The sequence below is a fragment of the Salinicola tamaricis genome, assembly GCF_003006155.1.
Taxonomy (GTDB): Bacteria; Pseudomonadota; Gammaproteobacteria; order Pseudomonadales; family Halomonadaceae; genus Salinicola; species Salinicola tamaricis.
The window spans coordinates 907,547-926,590 of record NZ_CP023559.1; the positions used below are offsets into that span (position 1 = coordinate 907,547).

Below are 19,044 nucleotides of genomic sequence, written 5' to 3' on the forward strand. Positions count from 1 at the left end.
CCCCGGGGCACGGCATGTCAGAGCGACCATGCCACCGTCAGGTGTCAGAAATCGAAGAACACCGTCTCGCCCTCGCCCTGCAGGCGGATATCGAAGCGGTAGCAGGCACGTCCCTCGCGCGTCTCCCGGGTCGCGATCAGGGTCTGGCGCCGGGTCGGTGATTCGATCGCGTTGAGGATCGGGCAAGCGGCGTTGGCGTCCGTCTCGTCGTCGAAGTAGAGCCGGGTCTGGAGCTGGATATTGATGCCCCGGGCGAAGATCGCCAGGTTGACGTGGGGCGCCATGCGCCGGCCATCCGCCAGTGCCACCGCCCCGGGCTTGAGGGTCGTGAAGCGCCACTCGCCGTCGTTCTCCGCGGTGGCGGCGCTGCGCCCGAAGCTGTTGAAGGGCGCGGCGAGATCGAACTGGCACTGGTATTCGCCATTGGCGTCGGCCTGCCAGGCCTCGAGCAGCGCATCGCGTACGGTGTCGCCATTGCCATCGATGACCCGGCCGACGAGGTCGATGGGCTCGCCCTTGGCGCCGTCGCCGGCGAGCCGCGGGCCGATCTCTTCATCGCGCGGTGGCAGGCCGGCGAGTTCCAGCGCCAGGCCGATATGCACATAGGGCCCGGCGGTCTGCGAGGCCGTCTCCTTGAGCAGGGTGTCGGCGAGCGGGCGCGAATTGGGCTGATGCATGACGGACTCCTTACCCCCTGATTCTCGAAATAGGTCTGCACCGCACCGCGCACCACCAGATCGAAGCGGTAGGCGAGGCAGTCCATGCTGCGGCTGCGCGCCATGTCGAGGCGCCCGGTCATGGTGGCGACCGCCTCCGGGTCGCGCAGGGTGTTGACGATCGGACACAGCGGGATCAGCGGATCGCCCTCGAAGTACATCTGGGTGATCAACCGGGTGGAGATCGAGGGCCCCATCACCGAGACGTGGATATGCGCCGGGCGCCAGCTGTTGACGTCGTTGGGCCAGGGATAGGGGCCGGGCTTGATGGTGCGGAAGCGGTACCAGCCGTCGGCGTCGCTCAGGCAGCGCCCGACGCCGCCGAAGTTGGGGTCGAGCGGGGCGAGATAGCGATCCTTCTTATGCCGATAACGGCCGCCGGCATTGGCCTGCCACATCTCCACCAGGGTCTGCGGCACCGGCTTGCCGAATTGATCCACCACGCGGCCGAACAGCAGGATACGCTCGCCGATGGGCAGGCCGGCCGTGCCCGCCAGGGCGGGGTCTTCACGGAAGTTGAGCAGCAGGTCGTTGTCGTGGGGCCCCAGGCGCAGGCGGGTAAAGTCGGGGCCGGCGAGTTCGGAGCGCGTCGGCGCGACCAGGCTGACCAGCGCCTGGCGCGGCGAGCGCGCCACGCTGGTCTTGTAGCCGGGGGCGTGGGCCGGGGGGTGCCAGTTGCGGTCGCGGGGCACGAAGCGCGTGTCGTCGTTGTGGGGCATGGGCCTCTCCAGCTCGTCGATGGCTCCATTCTCCCCCACCACCACCGCCTGCCAAGTGAAAGCCTCGCGCCCGGGCATAACCGGGGGGCTATATCGGGCAAAGGTCGAAGATCGGTCAACGCTCAAGGTTCGCTCAAAGATCGAAAGGCGTCTGACCGTCGGCGTTCACCTCGGCGTCGTCAACGTCAGCGTCACTCACCTCAGCGGCAATCTCTCTCAGGCACGCCTGCAGCTGTTCGGCCCCGGCGCTCAGCGGCAGCGATAGATTGGTGCACAGGCCGAGCGCCCCGCCATGGGCCTCCAGCGCCACCGGCAGACGCACCAGCACGCCGGCGGCGAGGTCCTCGCGCACCGCATCCAGTGGCGCCACCCACACCGCTTCGGTGGCCAGCACGTAGCGCCGGCTGAGAGACAGCGAGAGCGTCTCCAGCGCGATTGGCGGGCACCAGCCGCCCTGCTCGACCCAGAAGCGCTCGACCTGCTCGCGCAGCGTGGTGGCCTCAGGTGGAATCACCCAGGCGGCCTCGGCCAGCGCCGCGGCATCGATATCGACCTCCGCCGCCACCAGCGCATGACCGGCGCGCGCGACCAGGACCAGCGGCTCGTGGTAGAGCGGCTCGAAATGCAGCCCGCGAATCTCGCGTGCCTCACTCATCCGCCCCACCACCATCTCCAGCTCGCCGAGCCCCAGCCGCGAGAGCAGGTAGGCGCTAGAGCCGGTGGTCACCTGCACCCGCACCCCGGGCAGCGTCTGGGCAAGCCGCACCAGCGCCCGGGGCAGCAGCCCCTGCTCGACGCTGGAGAGCGCGCCGAGACGCACCACCGCCTGGGCGCTGGTCTGGTGCACCGCGCGGAAGCCGGCATCCAGGCTGCGCAGCGCCGGGCCGGCATGGCGCAGCAGCATCGAGCCCGCCGCGGTCAGCGTGACCCCCGAGGGGCTGCGGGCGAAGAGCGCCGCTCCGACGATCTCCTCGAGCTCGCGGATGGTTTTCGACATCGCCGGCTGGGTGATCGAGAGGGTCTGCGCCGCCCGCGCCATGCTGTTGAGCCGGGCCACCTCCTGGAACGCCATCAGGTGACGCAGCTTGACCCGGGCATTGAGCATCACGGCACTCCTGAAGCGGGGTTCACGCGGGCCGCGGCGGGCCCGGATGGCGATCAGCCACGATGAGAGCCCAGCCGCGTGGGGGCGTCAACCGCCCCAGCCGTGCTGCTTGGCCAGGCCGAAGGCGTGGTTGGCGGCCGGCACCCCGGCATAGACCGCCACGTGCATCAGTACCTGGCGCAGCTCGGCTTCGCTCAGGCCGATCCGCTTGGCGGTCTTGAGATGCAGCACCAGCTCCTCGCGCCCCAGCGCGGCGAGAATCGCGGTGGTGATCATGCTGCGCTCGCGATGGTCGAGATCGGGATCGCTCCACAGCTCCCCCCAGGCCAGCCGGGTGATCATCTGCTGGAACGGCCGGTCCAGCGAGGTCGCCTGCTGCGCGGCACGGGCGACGTGGTCCGCGCCGAGCACCGCCTGACGGGTCTCCATGCCGGTGGCGAGATCGACGCCCTGCGCCTTGGATGCGGCCGGTGACAGCCGTGTCAGCAGCAACTCCACCAGGCGCGCCGGCGCCTCCAGCGAGGGCACGTGGCCCACGCCCTCGAAAATCGTCGGGGCCTCGGCCCCACACTCCTCGGCCAGCGCGGCGAGGGTCGCCGGTGGCGTGGCGCCGTCTTCGCTACCGCCGACCAGCGTGAGCGGCACCGCTTGCGTCGCCTCACCGGCGTTGGCGCCCAGACGCCCGACGAAGCTGTGGCGGCCGAGCATCTCGCACATCAGCGCGTAGGACTCGGCCTCGTTGCGCGACATCGCCACCCGCCAGCCGGCGTCCAGGGCGGGGTCGACCTCGACGCTCGCCGGCGCGAACCAGCGCGGCACGATCTCCGCGCTCATCGCAGCCAGCCCCTCGCTGCGTACCCGGTCGGCGCGGGTCTGCCACATCTCGGCACTGCCGATCACCGCGCCGGTGTTGGTCAGGGTCGCCGAGTAGAGCCGCTCGGGATGCGCGCTCAGCAGCTGCTGGCCGATCACGCCGCCGATCGAGGTGCCGGCGAAATGGAAACGCTCGGCCCCGGCGAGATCGGCCAGGGCCAGGGCCTCGGCGGCCAGCGCGCGCCGGGGTGATCTCGCCCCGCGCTGCGGGCCAGCCGGCGCTGGCGCCGTGTCCCGGCAGATCCCAGGTGAGCACGCGGAAGCGTCGAGTCAGCGGGGTGATGACGCTGTCCCACACCGCCTGGCTCATCCCCAGCGGGTGGGCCAGCAGCAGCAGCGGCTGGGTGTCGCCACCGAGCAGACGATAGGCGACGGTGCGGTCATCGAGCGTGACGAAAGGCATGACGAGGCTCCTTGGTTCGAGTGCGCGCAGGCAGTTGGCGTAAAGAACATAGGCGCTGTATGAAAAGTCGACGAGCGTGGGCAAGACAAGGCGAAAATAGGCGAAAGAGCGGAGTTTACGCAGTGTAAATGAGCATGTGACTCGCTCCGCTCGCCCTTCGGGCCGTCCTACGGACGTTCTGAACGTTGTTCAGTGAGCCGATTTTTAACGCCGTATTGCCGAGCGCAGTCCTTTTCAGACAGTGCCTAGGCGAAAGCCGCCAGGGCGACGAAAGTCCCCGCAATGGCAACGCCCGAGATCACCAGCCAGATCAACAGATAGCCCATGATGTCGCGGGCCGAGAGTCCGGCCACCCCGAGCAGCGGCAGCGCCCAGAACGGCTGAATCTGGTTGGTCCAGCCGTCGCCCCAGGTGAACGCCATAATGGTGCGCGCGGGGTCGGCGCCGAGGGCGTAGGCCGCCTTCATCATGATCGGCCCCTGGATTGCCCACTGGCCACCCCCGGAGGGGATGAAGAAGTTGACCGCCCCGGCGGAGAGGAAGGTCCACAGCGGGAAGGTCTCCCGCGAGGCCACCGAGATGATCGCCTGGGAGAACTGGGTGACCAGATCGGCGTGGGTCATCATGCCGGCGATCCCGGCGTAGAGCGGGAACTGCACGATGATCCCGCGGGCGGCGCCCACCGCCTTCTCCACCGCGCCCAGGTAGGCCGCCGCACTGCGGTGCAGCAGCAGCCCCAGGGTGAAGAAGATCAGGATGACCGTATTGAGATTGATGCTGAAGTCACCCTTGACCACCTCACCGAGCAGATAGACCGCGGCGAGCAGACCCAGGAACAGCGTCGGCAGCCGGCTGTGTTCGAGCCAGTCGGAGAAACTGCCGTCGCCGCGCTGGGCCGGCGCCTCCTCGGCGGGGTCCGCCGCCTCCAGGCGCACGATCTGCTCCGGCTGCTTCTGCAGCATGAAGAAGCCCACCAGCAGGGCCAGCAGCGCCAGCGTCAGGGCGATGTTCCAGCTGGCGTAGAGGGTTTCGGAGACCGGCACGATGCCGATCGCATCCTCCATGAAGTGGCCCGGCGTGGCGATCACCAACGGGATCGAGGTCGAGGGCCCGCGTACCAGTTCGCCACCATAGGCGGCGGCCACGATCAGCGGGAAGTGCACCGCCACCCGGCGCCCCATCTCGCGGGCCAGGATCGCCCCGGCAACCATGCCGAAGCCCCAGTTGAGGTAGTAGCAGACGAAGCTGACCACGATGGTGATCGCCAGCGCCTGGCGCGGCGTCGAGGCCTGCCGGGTGAGCGCGCCAAGCAGGCGCTGCATCACCGGCGTCAGCGCCAGCACGTAGCCGGTCAGCAGCACCAGCACCATCTGCATGCCGAACTTGAACAGCGAGGAGAAGCCCTCGCCCCAGTACTGCGCCATGTCGAGCGGCGTACGCTCACCGAGCACGATGCCGAGCACGAAGACGATGGCGGTGAGAATCACCGCCAGCACGAAGGCGCTGGGCAGATAGCGCTGCACCAGACGCACGGAAAACTGCGTCACCGCTTGCATCGAGGTTCCCTCTGTTATCGAGTTGTCGTTATGGGTAGTTGCTGGCGGGCGTCACACCCGCTCGATCACCGTGGCGATGCCCTGCCCCACGCCGATGCACATGGTGCACAGCGCGAAGCGCTGGCGGCTGCGCGCCAGCTCGTAGGCCGCCGAACTGATGATGCGCGCCCCCGACATGCCCAGCGGATGGCCCAGCGCAATGGCGCCGCCGTTGGGGTTGAGCCGCGGGTCGTCGTCGGCCACGCCGAGCTCGCGGGCACACGCCAGCACCTGGGCCGCGAAGGCTTCGTTGAGTTCGAGCACATCCATCCGATCGAGGCTCAGGCCGAGTCGCGCGAGCAGCTTGCGCGTCGCCGGCACCGGGCCGATGCCCATGATGCGCGGCTCTACCCCGGCGGTGGCCATGCCGTGAATGCGCGCGATGGGTTCGAGCCGAAGCGAGTGAGCGCCGCTTCGCTCGCCACCAGCATCGCCGCCGCGCCGTCGTTGACCCCGGAGGCGTTGCCGGCGGTGACGCTACCGTTCTCGCGGAACGGCGTCGGCAACTTGGCCAGCGCCTCCAGCGTGGTCTCGGGGCGAGGATGCTCGTCGCGGTCGAAGATCAGCGGCGCCTGCTTGCGCCGCGGAATCTCGATCGGCACGATCCCCTCGCCCAGCCGGCCGGCCACCTGCGCCGCCTCGGTCAGCTGCTGCGAGCGGTAGGCGTAGCGGTCCTGGTCCTCGCGCGAAATACGGAACTGCTCGGCCACGTTCTCGGCGGTCTCGGGCATCGAGTCGACCCCGTAGCGCTTCTCCATAAGAGGATTGACGAAGCGCCAGCCGATGGTGGTGTCCTCCATCTGCTGATTGCGCGCATAGGGCGAGCCGGCCTTGCCGATCACATAGGGCGCACGCGACATCGACTCGACGCCGCCGGTGAGGATCAGCTCGGCCTCGCCGGCACGGATCGCCCGCGCCGCGGTGCCGATGGCGTCCATGCTCGACCCGCACAGACGGTTGATGGTGGAACCCGGCACGCTGGTGGGCAGCCCCGCCAGCAGCGCCGCCATGCGCGCCACGCTGCGGTTGTCCTCACCGGCCTGGTTGGCACAGCCGAGGATGACGTCATCGATCGCCGCCGGATCGAGCTGCGGATGCTGCGCCAGCACCGCCTCGAACAGCCGCGCCGCCAGATCGTCGGGGCGCACGCTCGCCAGGGCGCCACCGAAGCGGCCCACCGCGGAGCGCAGCGGGCGACACAGAAACACTTCGTTCATGCCTGCGCTCCCGTCTCATTGCCGGCGTGGTGGCGTGCGGTGCGAGCCTTGAGTTCGCGCAGCACGTTGAGCTCCTCGGCACCGGGCTCGGGGGTGGTCTCGAGCCGCTCGGCGAATCGGATCTCCCAACCGGTGGCCTCCTGCACCTGCTCGGCGGTCACGCCAGGGTGCAGCGAGACCACCACCAGCTCCTTGGTCTCGGGATCGGGCTTCATCACGCACAGATCGGTGATCACCCGGGTCGGGCCGCGGCCGATATTGGGCACGCCGTCACGCGCGCGGCCGTCGCGTCCGAAGCCGACCGTGGTGACGAAGTCCACCGCCTCGACGAAGGTGCGCCGGGAGTGCTTGACGGTGATGAACACTTCACCCGCATTGGTGGCGATCTCAGGGGCTCCGCCGCCACCCGGCAGCCGCACCTTGGGCTCGCGGTAGTCACCGATCAGAGTGGTATTGAGATTGCAGTAGCGGTCGATCTGCGCGGTCCCCAGGAAGCCGACGTCGACATGCCCGCCCTGCAGCCAGTAGCGGAACATCTCCGGCACCGAGACGGTGGTCAGCGCGGTCTCGCACAGCTCGCCATCGCCGATCGACAGCGGCAGCACATTGGGCTTGGTCTGCAGGGTGCCGGACTCGTAGATCAGCACCACCTCCGGGGCATGGGTCAGGCGCGCCAGGTTGGCCGCCTCGGAGGGCAGGCCGATACCGACGAAACAGGTGGTGCCGTTGGCCAGCGCCCGGGCGGCGGTGACGGTCATCATTTCCGCAGCGGTGTAGTCGAGGCTCATCAGGCAGCTCCTCCAGCGTGGTAGACATGTTCCTCGAGCCAGGCGGCGAAGGCCTCGCGGTCGCGGGCGATCTCATCCCAGGCCTTGTAGAAGGCGTTGTCCCGCGGGTAGTAACCATGGGCGTAGGAGGGGTAGGCGCCCTGCTCGGCCACGGCGATGGCATCGATCGCCCAGCCAGGAATGACGCAGGCGTTGGGCCCCGCCTGCAGCTCATCGACCACCTCCTCGATGGTGACAATGCTGTGGCGCGCCGCCAGCACCACCTCCTTCTGCACGCCGATGATCCCCTCTACCAGCACGTTGCCGGCGCGGTCCGCCTTCTGCGCGTGGACGATACCCACGTCAGGGCGCACCGCCGGCACCGCGGCCAGGCGCTCACCAGTGAACGGGCACTCGATGAACTTGATCTGCGAATTGACCTTGGGCAGGTCGCTGCCCACGTAGCCGCGCAGCAGCACGCCAGCGGCAGACCGGCGGCGCCGGCCTCGAAGGCGCAGGCCATGGCGGCGTGGCTGTGCTCGAAGATCTCCAGCGGCTGCGGATACCCCTTCTCCACCGCGTCGCGCAGGCGGTGCAGCGAGCCCACGCCGGGGTTGCCGCCCCAGGAGAAGATCAGGCGACGGGCACAGCCGGCGCCGATCATCTGGTCGAAGATCAGATCCGGGGTCATGCGGATCAGGGTCAGCTCGCGCCGCCCCTGGCGGATGATCTCGTGCCCTGCGGCAAACGGAATGAGATGGGTGAACCCTTCCATGGCGAGGGTTGCCCCATCCTCGACGTAACGCGCCACGGCGTCGTGGAGCGAGAGGAATTCGGCCATCGTGCGCGACTCCCTGTTAGGTGATGGGCTGTCAGGTGACGGGAAACCAGCGACCGCCAGCGCGGCCCCTGGTGGGTATCGATATCCCCAGTGACACTGGCAAATGTTCGCATTACGAACAAGGGTTTGTTATACGAACACGCTATCCCCACCGTGACCCGCGGTCAATCGCACAACGCGAAGAGGCCTCCGTGGAGGCCTCGCCGAGATCGTTGCCGACTCGCTAAAGTGCGTCGACGATGTCTTTTAGAACAGTAAGTTAGGAGGGATCGAGGCGCATCAGCACGCGCGTGACCTGGGCCTCGCTACTACCAATGTATAAGTCGATCGTCAGCGCGGTACGCAACGCCGCGGCATCGAGAGCTGCGTCCTCCACCGCCGCCGCCACCTCGGGCTGGGTCAGCACCACCTCGGCGTAGTCGCGCTGCTCGCGGCGCGCCGTCTCGCCGGCCTCGCGGGCGATCCGCTGCGCCGTCGCGCTGGGCAGCGCTTCCCCCAGCAGACGCGCCGCCGCCGGCTCCGCCAGCACCGCCCCGCCGCTCAGGCGCAGGTTGCGCGCCATCGCCTCGACGTGGACCTCCAGCCCCTCCAGCAGCGGCGCCAGTGACCCCAGCGCCCCCCACCAGCAGCACCCCATCCAGCAGCGGCGCCCACTCCGCATGCCACTCGCCGAGACCGCGCTCCAGCGGCTGGGCCCCGGCGTTGACCACGGTGGCATGGGCCGCGTGTACCTGACGCGCGGCGGCGCGAATGCGCGCGCAGGCGACCGGATTGCGTTTGTGCGGCATCGATGACGAGCCGCCCACCCCCTCGGCGGCGGGCTCACTGAGTTCGGCCACCTCGCTCTGGCACAGCAGGGCGATATCCAGCGCCACCTTCTCCGCCGCCACCGCGGCGGCGTCGAGCGCCCCCATCAGCGCCAGCAGCGGCTGGCGGTCGGTATGCCACGGCAGCAGCGGCGGCCGCCAGCCCGAGCCGCGCAGCGAGCCCAGCCATGATCTCGAGCCCCCGGTCGTCGAGCCCAGAGTGCACCCCCACCGCGCCGCCGAACTGCACATAGAGCCCGCCATCTATCACCCCGCCAGGCGCGCGTCGGCGCCCTCGAGCCCCCAGGCCCACTGCGCCACCTTGGCACCGAAAGTGATCGGCAGCGCCTGCTGCATCAGCGTGCGCCCGATCATCGGCGTCGCGCGGTGGTCGCGCATCAGCGCGCAGGCGGCACGTCGCGTGCGTGCCAGATGCTCACGTATGGCCACCAGCCGCGGGCGCAGTAGCAGCATCAGTGCCGAGTCGACGATATCCTGGCTGGTGGCGCCGCGGTGGAAATGCCGCCGCAGCGACTCCGGCAGTCGCGCCTTGGCCTGTTTGACGAAGGGGATGGCGGCATTGCCGCCGTTCTCGACCTCGGCGGCCAGCGCCGTCAGATCGAACGCCTCCAGCGGCAGTGCCGCAGTGAGCGCCGCCGCCGTGCCCGCCGGCAGCACGCCGCACGCCTCCTGCTCCGCGGCCAGCGCCAGCTCCACCTCGCGCATCGCCGCGACGACCTCACTGGCCTCGAGGGTGGCGAGGCCGGCGGCACTCATGAAGGGGTGGCGGAACAGGGTGTCGTACATGGAGGGATCTCCCGGCGCGCATCGCGTGGCGAACGAATGTTCGTGATACGCACTCATGCTAGGTCGGCGCACGACACGAGGGCAAGCGCGGTGCCGCAGTCACCCGCCGGCGCCGCCCAGCAACTGCTGGTGATAGTGGCGATAGAGCGCCGGGGTCTGAGCGTCGACCTCGGCCGCCCGTGCCGGTTCGCCCCAGAATAGCTTGAAGGCGTCGACGCCCTGGAACACGAACAGGCTGACCCCGCTGATCACCGCGGCGCCGGCGGCCTCGGCCAGGGCGATGAACTCGGTGCGCGCGGGCACGTAGACGGCATCGAAGATCCACTGGTCAGCGCGGATCAGCGACCCGGGCAGGGGGCAGCCGGGGCTCTTCTCATGACCGATCGGGGTGCAGTTGACCAGCCCGTCACACTCGCCGGCCAGCGCAGCGAGAGCCTCGGGCGCCACCGCCCGCGCGGCGAATCCAGCCGCCGCGAGCTGGTCCGCCAGGGAGTCGGCCTTGGCGCGGTCGAGGTCCAGCAGCAGAATCTCCTCGGCGCCGAGCTGGCCCAGCCCGAAGGCCACCGCCTTGCCCACCCCGCCGCTGCCGAGCATCAGCACCCGGCCCGGGGGCCTCGCGTCCAGGGTGGCGCGGTAGCCGGCCACGAAGCCGGTGAAGTCGGTGTTCTCGGCGTGCACCCCGGCGGCGCCGAAGATCAGGGTGTTGGCGGCCCCCACCAACCGGGCGCCTTCACCGGCGCTGTCGGCCAGGGCCAGCGCCTGCTCCTTATAGGGATAGGTGACATTGACCCCGCGGAAGCCCTGGGCCCGCAGCTCGTCCACCTGCGCTTTCACCGAAGAGGGTGGTGCGATCAGCGCATCGAACAGCGTGTAGCTTACCGGCAGGCCGAGCAGCCGGCCGAGACGCCGGTGCAGGTCGGGCGCGCTGGAGTGTTGAATCGCCTGGCCGATCAAGCCCAACTGCATGTGAGAGTTCCCGTGACTAAAAGATGATAGATAAACGCAGGGTCATGATAACCCGGCCACCCGGAAGCCGCGGCTTTCAGGCATAATCGGCACCCGGTGGGTGGGCGCCCCGGCGCTGGCCGGCCATCAAGGCGTGCTCGCCCCCCGAGCACCGCCACTCGCAGAACGAACAACAGTACGCTGACACACCCGAGACAATCTCCAAAAGGCTTCTCCCATGCTCAAGCACACCCTCACGGCGCTGGCGCTGGCCACTGGACTGACGGCGACCTCGCTGGCCGCGGCGGACTACCCCGAGCACAACATCCAGGGCATCATCCAGTGGGGCGCCGGTGGCGCCACGGACAACGTGGCACGCAGCCTGACCCCGCACGTGGAGGAAGCGCTGGGCACCAAGATCATCCTCAACAACCGCCCAGGCGGTACCGGCGTAATCGGCATGAACGCGGTGATGCACAAACGCCCCGACGGCTACACCGTGCTCTACGGCGCCGAGAACCCGCAGCTCTATCCGATCATGGGCCTGGCCGATTTCACCTACGCCGACATGCAGCCGATCAACGTCATCGCCCAGGGCCTGGTGGTGATTGCTGCCCCCGCCGACAGCCCGTTCGACAGTTTCCAGGATCTGCTCGACTACGCTCATCAGCATCCGGACGAGCTGCGCATGGGCGACACCGGTGCCGGCGGCCTGCCCAGCACCCTGCTGGCGATGATCAACGCAGTCGATAGTCTCAAGGTGCGCAGCGTCACCTTCGGCGGCGACGGCCCCGGCATCACCGCCATGCTCGGCGATCATATCGACTTCATGCCGCTGAGCCTGGCTGCGGCCAAGGAGCAGATCAAGGCCGGCCGGCTCAAGGGTCTGGCGGTGTTCACTCGCGAGCCGATCGACGGCCTGCCGAATACCCCACCGATCACCCAGGCGCTGCCGAAGATCGCCGCCTATCTGCCATGGGGGCCGTTCTGGGCCGTGGCGGTGCGCAAGGATACGCCCGACGCGATCGTCGATACCCTGAGCGACGCCTATGCCAAGGGTGTGGCCAACGAGCAGTTCCAGCGCTTCCTGTTCGACAACAGCGCCAAGTCGCTCAACCTGCGCGGTGAAGAGGCGGAGAAGTTCCTGAAACGCTGGCAGTCGGTGACCGCCTGGGCCCTGCAGAAGGCCGGCTCGGCCAAGGTCTCGCCGGAGAGCGTGGGCATTCCCAAGCCCTGATACGCCGCGCGATCCGCGCGATCCGCGCGCGCCGCACCGCTGTCAATGACCGCGGAGCGGCGCGCCATTCTGCCCACCCTCGACGGCACCGAACGCCGCCGATCTGGAGTGTCGCATGTCTCACCCTCCTCCCCTGAAGGCCGGCGAGCGCGCCTTCAATCTGCTGCTGCTGCTGTTCAGCGCCGGCGTGTTCTACGAGGCCTACCGCATCTCCGGCTTCGATCTACCCAACTCGGCGGGCGCCTTTCCGCTGCTGCTGGGGGCGATCATGATCGTCACCATGCTCTCGATCCTGCTCGGCCAGCGCCACCATCCGCGCCCCGCGGCCGGCGGTGCCCTCGGTGAACTGCGCCAGTTCCTCGCCACCCACTTCCCGCTGCCGGTGGTGCTGTTCTCGCTGCTCGCCGTGGGCTATCTGCTGGCCCCTGCCGGCACTCGGCTTCATCGCTGCCACGGCACTGTTCCTGCTCATCGCCCAGCTCTGTCTGCGGCGCGGCCACTGGCTCAGCGCCGTGCTCGTCACCGTGCTGATCACCGCGGTGATCTATGCGCTGTTCACACTGCTGTTCCAGGTCTATCTCCCCTGAACCGCCAGCGTCTCGCCAACGAGGTTTTCCATGGGTGATACCCTTTCTTTCTTTCTGATGTCCTGGCTCGATCCCTCGCTGCTGATCCTGACCGCGGTGGGCACCCTGGCCGGCATCTATGTCGGCGCCATTCCCGGTCTCTCGGTCACCATGGCGACGTCGATTCTGATCTCCTTCACCTTCTCCTGGGACGTCAACGACGCCCTGGCTGATCGTCGGCATCTATACCGGCGGCGTCTACGGCGGCTCGCGGACCGCGATCCTGCTCAACATCCCCGGCGCGCCGTCGTCGGTGGCCACCGCCTTCGACGGCTACCCGCTGGCCCAGCAGGGAGAAGCCGGGCGCGCCATCGGCCTGAGCACGGTGATGTCGGTGATCGGCGGCCTGCTCGGCACCCTGGTGCTGGCCAGCGTCGCCCCTTATCTGGCCGACATGGCCCTCGAGTTCGCCCCGCGCGACTACTTCCTGATCGCCGCGCTGGGCCTGCTACTGGTCGGCAGCCTGGCCGCCGAATCACTCTCCCGCGGGATCTTCGCCGCCGCCCTGGGCGCGGTGATCGGCCTGGTCGGCCTCGACCCAGTGACCGCCGACACGCGCTTCACCCTGGGCAGCATGCAGCTGATGGGCGGCATCCACTACGTGGTGGTGATGATCGGCATGTACGGGGTCGCCGAGGCGTTCTTCCAGCTGCACCAGCTCGACGCCACGCCGGTGCGCCAGAAGGTGGACAAGATCCTGCCGTCGCTGAGTCTGGTGCTGAGGTTTCTGCCGCTGTCGATTCGCACCTCGTTGATCGGGGTGATCGTCGGCGCCCTGCCCGGCACCGGCGGCGATATCGCCTCGCTGTTCGCCTACGACCATGCCAAGCGCACGGTGAAGAAGCCGAGCAAGCCGTTCGGCGAGGGTGCCTACGAAGGCCTGGTGGCCCCGGAGACCGCCAACAACGCCGCCGTGGGCGGGGCCTATGTGCCGATGCTGACGCTGGGCATGCCGGGCGACGCGGTGACCGCGATCATCATCGGTGCGCTGACCATTCACGGCCTCAACCCCGGCCCGATGCTGATGATCGAGACGCCCTACATCTTCTGGTTCACCGTGGGCAATCTGGCGCTGGCCAATCTGTTCCTGCTGCTGTTCGGGCTCACCGGCATCAAGCTCTTCGCCAAGGTGGTGGAACTACCCAAGGCGATACTGATTCCGCTGATCCTGGTGCTCTGCGTGGTCGGCACCTACTCGCTAAACGGCAGCATGACCGAAGTCTACTGGATGCTCGGCTTCGGCCTGCTTGGCTACTTCATGAAGGTGTACCGCTTCCAGATGGGACCGGTGATCCTGGGCGTGATCCTGGGCCCGCTGATGGACAAGTCCTACCGCCAGGCAATGGCCTCGGTGGGCAACGACAGCGCCGCCTTCGTCAGCGAGCTGTTCCCCACCCGCTGTCGCTGGTGCTGACCCTGGCGGTGCTCTTTCTGCTGCTCGGCCACTCGCCGCTCAAGCGTCTGCTGCGCCGGGAGAAGGCCGCCTGACGACGCACGCTGTGTCAGCGTCGGCGGCGGCCGCGGTGCTTATGCCTTCAGCGTGAAGTGGCCAACGACGCGACTGAGCGACAGGGAGCGCTGCTTCAGGTCGTGGGCTGAGTTGGCAGTCTGCTGCACCATGGAGGCGTTGTCTTGGGTGGCCTGGTCGAGCTGGGCAATGGCGACATTGATCTGCTCGATGCCGCGCGTCTGTTCATGGGTGGCGGCGGTGATCTCGGCAAACAGGTCGTTCCCGCTGAATGCTCTGATCGATATCCTGCATGCGCTGTTTGGCGGCATCCACCAACGCAGCCCCGTTACTCACCTGGGCATTCGAGGCCTCGATCAGCCCCTTGATCTCTTGCGCGGCGGTGGCCGAACGGTTGGCGAGCTGGCGCACTTCTGCTGCCACCACCGCAAAGCCACGTCCATGCTCCCCTGCCCGGGCGGCCTCGACGGAGGCGTTGAGCGCGAGAATGTTGGTCTGGAACGCGATGCTATCGATCAGCGTGACGATATCGCTGATCTTGTCCGCTTCCGCGCTGATCGCCTGCATGGACACCACCGCATCGCCAATGGTCTTCTGGCCTGATTGGGAGGTGTCGCTGGCACCACTCACCAGCCCCTTGGCCTGCTCGACGCTATCGGCGGTCTGGCGCACCGTGGCGGTCACCTCCTCCATGCTGGAAGACGTCTGCTGAAGCGCGGCGGCCTGCTCTTCGGTGCGCGACGAGAGCTCCTGGTTGCTGGTCGCGATGTCGCCTGCGCTATGGTCGACCGCCGAGCTGGTGGCGTGGATCTCCTGCATGGCCTCGTGGAGCTTGTCGCGCATCTGGCGAATGTCATACAGCAGGCTGCTCTGGTCGTTAGGGCGAAGTGTGATGGGCGCAGTCAAATCCCCTCTGGCAATGCGCGCTACCAGCCCCGCTGCGTACTGGGGTTCTCCGCCCAGCCGACGCAGAATGAGCGAGATCATGCCCCAGAATGCCAGGGTCGCCAGGGCGCCCGCGACGATGCCCACCAGAATGGTCTTCACAATCTCGCGCATGATGGTGCCGTTCACGTCGCCGACGAAAACCCCGCTCGCCACGTAGGCATCCCAAGGGGTGAAAGCGGCGGCATAGGCACGCACCTTCGGCTTGGCATCGCCGCCGCGGGCGAAATTGGAGACGTATTCGGTAAAGCTGCTCCCTGTTGGCCGGGTGTTGTCCAGGATGGTTCTATAGATCGGCATGCCATTGGGGTCTTTGACCTGGGAGAGATCCTGGCCCGTCTCCCGCTTGGGGTGAGCCAGCATGTGCAGGTCGCCGCTGAAGGCGAATAGGTAGTTATTGTTCTTTCCAAAGTGCACATCGCGCAGCGTGTCGAAGGCTTGCCGCTTCGCTTCCTGCTCGGAGAGCCGCCCCTCTTCGGCAAGCTTGTGGTAGTGCGCCAGCGTGGACAACCCGATATCCACGGCGGTGATCATGCGCTGTTCGCGTTCGGCGTAAAGCTGAGCACGGCTTTGCAACGCATTGATGCCAATCATGACGGCCAGAATCAGCCATAGAATGGCCACCCCCAGCAGGCGTTGGCGACGCAGCGTCATAGCAGAGAGCCCCGTTCGCGCAGCGGTACGTGAATCTGGTGACACGGGATGGGCATCGACGCCGGTCGACGGAATAACGGCAGTACTCATTTTAGGTAGTCTCTCTTATTAGCTCAGTATGTTCCCTTGCGGTGCCGCTGCAGGGGCAGCATGACACCGGACTAATACTAAAGTATTAATCGAGGCACTACCTGCTGCTTATCCAGCCACCGCTCGAGCGTCTGCTGCGCCGGGAGACGGCCGCCTGACGACGCGCGCTGCGTCAGCGGCGGCCGCGGTGCTCACTCACGCCAGATGGGATTGCTCCAGGCGCGACGGCCGGCGGCATCGATCAGCGTCACGCGGATCCAGTCTCGCCGGGCAAAGCGCGCCAGCGGTAGGCGGGTCCGTGTCATCGAGTGGCCGTGCATCGCACTGGCCGCCGTGCCCGAGGCCTGGACGATGACCGTGCACACCGCCGAGGAGGCGACCTCGACCGCCTCGTCCTCGACGACGATGTCCTCGAAACGTGGGCCCTGGGTCGCGTAGAAGTCACCGCGCTTGAGCGCTTCCAGCAGCAACTCCGGCGTATTCGCCTCGGCCTTCACCTCCACCCAGCCGCCGAAGTGATCCGGTTCGGTGAAGTGCGCATCGTCGGTGGCGATCAGGCTGAGCCGTCGCCCTTCGGTCAACAGCAGATCGGCGATCGCCATGCCGTCGCCGCGATCGCAGCCCCTGGCACAGCCATGGTTGTAGATCTCCACCGCATGCGCCGCCTCGATGGTGCGCGCGTCGTCCAGCGTCAGCCCCGACCACTGGGGATGCGCGATGGCCACGAAGGCACCGGCCTGACGTGCCCTGGCGGCGAGTTCGGGGCCACTCTCCTGGCCATCGACCGGCTGAAAGCTCGGCGTGTGGGAAGGCGCGAAATCCAGCGGGCAGCCCCACTGCCAGCAGATGCCAGAGTTCGCCATTGCCCATCGCCCCGCTGTGCAGCTCGGCACCGAGCAGCGTGGTGAAGCCCTCGTCACGCATGGCGCGCGTATCCGTGACGGGATAGTCGTACATGCCGATGAAGTGATCGGTCAGGGCGATGAAATCGTACCCCTCGGCGCGATAGCGTCGGCAGACCTCGGCGGCGTCCAGGGCACCGTCAGAGAACGTCGAGTGGGTATGCAGGTTGCCGCGATAGAAGCGGCCAGGGCGGGAGAAGGCAGTCGGTCTCACGGGAACTCTCTCTAGTCATCGACGCGTGGGCGCGCACGGGCGTATGGGATCAGTCGTCGAGCAGCAGGACGTCGCCGGCGGAAAAATGCACCGCGATGCGTTCTCCCGGGCGCGGCTCGAGCGTCCCGGCCTGATTGAAGATGTCGCAGGCGACCCGCTGGCCCGCCACCTCGGCCTGGACGCGGATCACCGAGCCCAGAAAGCGGCAGTCGAGCACCTCGCCATCGAGGGTGACGTCGTCGGCGCCGTGCGCGTGGATGCCCAGCGTTTCCGGACGCAGGGCCAGGGTGATGGTGTCACCCGCCGCAATCGCCGCACGCTGCCCAAGGGCCGGCACGCAGAAGCGCTGACCGGCCATCTCGACGAGCGCCTCGCTCGGGGCCACCACGCGCGCCTCGAAGGTGTTGAGGGTGCCGACGAAATTGGCCACGAAGCGTGTCGCCGGGCGGTTGTAGATCTGCGCCGGCGAGCCGATCTGGTCGGCGCGCCCCTGATGCATCACCACCACGCGATCGGAGATCGACAGCGCCTCCTCCTGGTCGTGGGTGACGAAGACCGTGGTGATGCCCAGCTCGCGCTGGATGCGGCGAATGTCGTCGCGCAGCGCCACGCGGATACGGGCATCCAGCGCCGACAGCGGCTCGTCCAGCAGCAGCACCCGGGGCGCGGTGCGAGCGCGCGGGCCAGGGCGACACGCTGCTGCTGGCCGCCCGACATCTGATACGCATAGCGCCCCGCCAGCGGCTCGAGATCGATCAGCGCCAGCATCTCGCGCACCCGGGCGTCGATCTCGCGCTTGGCCATGCCGGCGATCTTCAACCCGAAGGCGACGTTGTCGTAGACGCTCATGTTGGGAAACAGCGCATAGCTCTGGAAGACCATGCCGATATGCCGGCGATTGGCCGGCAGCCGGGTCACCTCCTCGTCACCGATACGGATCACGCCGGCGGAGGGCGTCTCGAAGCCGGCAATCATGCGCAGGACCGTGGTCTTGCCGCAGCCGGAGGGGCCGAGGAAGGCGATGAACTCCCCCTGCTCCACCTCGAGATCGAACCCGGCGACGGCGGTATGCTCGCCAAAGCGCTTGCCCAGGCCTGCAATTGCAAAAAACTCATGAGACTTCCCGTTCCTTCTTGGTCGCGCGCCCTGCCCATAGCCGCGGCAGCACACGCTGCCCCGGCTTGCGCAGCGCAAAGAACTGCATCAGTGCCATGCACACCCAGGTGATGACGAAGGCCAGGATCGCCAGCGCCGCCGGCTGGTAGGCGTAGTCCTGCCCCATCTGCACCAGATAGGGGCCGAAGGCGGGGCGGCTCAATAGACTCGCCATGACGAACTCGCCCAGCGAGATCGACAGCGTCAGGAAGGCGCCGGCCACGATCGCCGAACGCACGTTGGGAAAGATCACGCTGACGACGATACGCCAGCGTGAGGCGCCGAGACTCTCCGCCGCCTCGGTCAGGGTGACGATATCGATGGCCGCCATCCCGGTATCGACGGCACGGAACATGTAGGGCAGCGCGAGCACCACATAGCCGATCACCAGCAGCAGATCGAGGCGCCCATCGCTGGTGGTCAGCGGTAGCCACGAGCCATCGCCGTAAAGACGCATATAGCCGAACACCACCACGATCGGCGGAATGATCAGCGGCAGCAGGCTGGCGAACTCGACGACGCCACGCGCCTGCGGCAGTTTCAGCCGCACCCAGTAGACCGTCGGCACCACCAGCAGCGTCCCCGCCAGAATGGCCAGCAGCGAAGCCACCGCCGAATAGGAGAGGCTATCGAGGAAGCGATCGCTGCCGACAGCCAGTGATAGGCGGCGAAGCTGAGCTCGCCGCGCTGCATGCCCAGCGAGAACTGGAAGGTGGCATACAGCGGCAGCAGGAAGTAGCCCGCCGCCAGCAGCACATGCTCCACGACAGCAGTGGCCAGCGTGTCACGGGCGCCCCCTTGCCGAGCCTCATCGCTGCCACCGCTCGGCGCGGGCGCGCAGCACGAAGTAGAGCAGATTGGTCACCACCATGATCGCCACCATCCCCAGTGCCAGGGCGAAACCGAGATTGTTGTAGAGCACGTTGCCGCGATCTGCTGGAACAGCAGGATCGGCACCA

General features: G+C 67.7%; 16 protein-coding genes and 5 pseudogenes. 3 read left to right on the top strand and 18 right to left on the bottom strand.

The window, feature by feature from the left end; all coding sequences use genetic code 11:
- Positions 1-44 precede the first annotated feature (44 nt).
- The 11 genes and pseudogenes from pcaG to CN538_RS04115 all read right to left on the bottom strand — a co-directional run bounded on the left by pcaG (position 45) and on the right by CN538_RS04115 (position 10,815).
- Positions 45-677 carry a protocatechuate 3,4-dioxygenase subunit alpha gene (pcaG, locus tag CN538_RS04070; protein WP_106418638.1) on the bottom strand — a complete coding sequence of 211 codons (633 nt, stop codon included), beginning with the start codon at positions 675-677 and terminating at the stop codon, positions 45-47.
- 80 nt (positions 678-757) lie between these two features.
- Positions 758-1,513, bottom strand: a pseudogene (locus CN538_RS04075) (dioxygenase family protein); the annotation flags it as partial.
- A 55-nt stretch (positions 1,514-1,568) separates the two neighbouring features.
- Positions 1,569-2,540: a LysR substrate-binding domain-containing protein gene (locus tag CN538_RS04080; RefSeq protein ID WP_106418639.1), complete on the bottom strand. Its 972-nt coding sequence runs from the start codon at positions 2,538-2,540 to the stop codon at positions 1,569-1,571.
- Positions 2,541-2,627: 87 nt separating this feature from the next.
- Positions 2,628-3,656 carry an alpha/beta fold hydrolase gene (locus CN538_RS04085; RefSeq protein ID WP_340638316.1) on the bottom strand — a complete coding sequence of 343 codons (1,029 nt, stop codon included), beginning with the start codon at positions 3,654-3,656 and terminating at the stop codon, positions 2,628-2,630.
- A 405-nt stretch (positions 3,657-4,061) separates the two neighbouring features.
- The gene (locus CN538_RS04090) at positions 4,062-5,372 is read right to left on the bottom strand and encodes a short-chain fatty acid transporter (protein WP_106418640.1); all 1,311 of its coding nucleotides are present in this window, start codon (positions 5,370-5,372) and stop codon (positions 4,062-4,064) included.
- Positions 5,373-5,423: 51 nt separating this feature from the next.
- A pseudogene (pcaF, locus tag CN538_RS04095) lies at positions 5,424-6,628 on the bottom strand (3-oxoadipyl-CoA thiolase).
- Complete coding sequence (locus tag CN538_RS04100) at positions 6,625-7,416, bottom strand: CoA-transferase subunit beta (RefSeq protein WP_106418641.1); 792 nt, start codon at positions 7,414-7,416, stop codon at positions 6,625-6,627. The pseudogene pcaF and the gene CN538_RS04100 overlap by 4 nt, the downstream one beginning before the upstream one ends.
- Positions 7,416-8,236 (bottom strand): annotated as a pseudogene (locus tag CN538_RS04105) (CoA transferase subunit A). The gene CN538_RS04100 and the pseudogene CN538_RS04105 overlap by 1 nt, the downstream one beginning before the upstream one ends.
- A gap of 259 nt (positions 8,237-8,495) precedes the next feature.
- On the bottom strand, positions 8,496-8,954 hold the full coding sequence (locus CN538_RS21925; protein WP_242495850.1) for a lyase family protein: 459 nt from the start codon (positions 8,952-8,954) through the stop codon (positions 8,496-8,498).
- A gap of 70 nt (positions 8,955-9,024) precedes the next feature.
- Positions 9,025-9,906, bottom strand: a pseudogene (locus CN538_RS21930) (lyase family protein); the annotation flags it as partial.
- A gap of 42 nt (positions 9,907-9,948) precedes the next feature.
- On the bottom strand, positions 9,949-10,815 hold the full coding sequence (locus CN538_RS04115) for a shikimate dehydrogenase family protein (RefSeq protein WP_106418642.1): 867 nt from the start codon (positions 10,813-10,815) through the stop codon (positions 9,949-9,951).
- A gap of 217 nt (positions 10,816-11,032) precedes the next feature.
- Between CN538_RS04115 and CN538_RS04120 the strand changes: the two genes are divergently transcribed.
- The 3 genes from CN538_RS04120 to CN538_RS04130 all read left to right on the top strand — a co-directional run bounded on the left by CN538_RS04120 (position 11,033) and on the right by CN538_RS04130 (position 14,071).
- Positions 11,033-12,031, top strand: a complete 999-nt coding sequence (locus CN538_RS04120; RefSeq protein WP_106418643.1) for a tripartite tricarboxylate transporter substrate binding protein — start codon at positions 11,033-11,035, stop codon at positions 12,029-12,031.
- A 115-nt stretch (positions 12,032-12,146) separates the two neighbouring features.
- The gene (locus CN538_RS25935) at positions 12,147-12,656 is read left to right on the top strand and encodes a hypothetical protein (protein WP_422917542.1); all 510 of its coding nucleotides are present in this window, start codon (positions 12,147-12,149) and stop codon (positions 12,654-12,656) included.
- Between the two features lie 224 nt (positions 12,657-12,880).
- Entirely contained in the window at positions 12,881-14,071 is a 1,191-nt protein-coding gene (locus CN538_RS04130) for a tripartite tricarboxylate transporter permease (RefSeq protein WP_242495752.1), read from the top strand.
- A gap of 279 nt (positions 14,072-14,350) precedes the next feature.
- On the opposite strand, the gene CN538_RS04135 is transcribed toward CN538_RS04130, so the two are convergent.
- From CN538_RS04135 to CN538_RS20785, 7 genes and pseudogenes are all read right to left on the bottom strand, one after another.
- Positions 14,351-15,724 (bottom strand): methyl-accepting chemotaxis protein, encoded by a 1,374-nt coding sequence (locus CN538_RS04135; RefSeq protein ID WP_242495560.1) that lies wholly within the window; start codon positions 15,722-15,724, stop codon positions 14,351-14,353.
- A 281-nt stretch (positions 15,725-16,005) separates the two neighbouring features.
- Entirely contained in the window at positions 16,006-16,677 is a 672-nt protein-coding gene (locus CN538_RS21940) for a CehA/McbA family metallohydrolase domain-containing protein (protein WP_242495561.1), read from the bottom strand.
- Positions 16,678-16,705: 28 nt separating this feature from the next.
- Positions 16,706-16,930 (bottom strand): annotated as a pseudogene (locus tag CN538_RS25940) (PHP domain-containing protein); the annotation flags it as partial.
- A gap of 49 nt (positions 16,931-16,979) precedes the next feature.
- Positions 16,980-17,540, bottom strand: a complete 561-nt coding sequence (locus CN538_RS20775) for an ABC transporter ATP-binding protein (protein ID WP_207233626.1) — start codon at positions 17,538-17,540, stop codon at positions 16,980-16,982.
- Complete coding sequence (locus CN538_RS20780) at positions 17,429-18,100, bottom strand: ABC transporter ATP-binding protein (protein WP_340638257.1); 672 nt, start codon at positions 18,098-18,100, stop codon at positions 17,429-17,431. Before CN538_RS20780 ends, CN538_RS20775 begins: the two co-directional genes overlap by 112 nt.
- Entirely contained in the window at positions 18,042-18,695 is a 654-nt protein-coding gene (locus tag CN538_RS04150) for an ABC transporter permease (protein WP_207233628.1), read from the bottom strand. Before CN538_RS04150 ends, CN538_RS20780 begins: the two co-directional genes overlap by 59 nt.
- The gene (locus CN538_RS20785; protein ID WP_207233629.1) at positions 18,626-18,850 is read right to left on the bottom strand and encodes a hypothetical protein; all 225 of its coding nucleotides are present in this window, start codon (positions 18,848-18,850) and stop codon (positions 18,626-18,628) included. Before CN538_RS20785 ends, CN538_RS04150 begins: the two co-directional genes overlap by 70 nt.
- Positions 18,851-19,044: the final 194 nt, after the last annotated feature.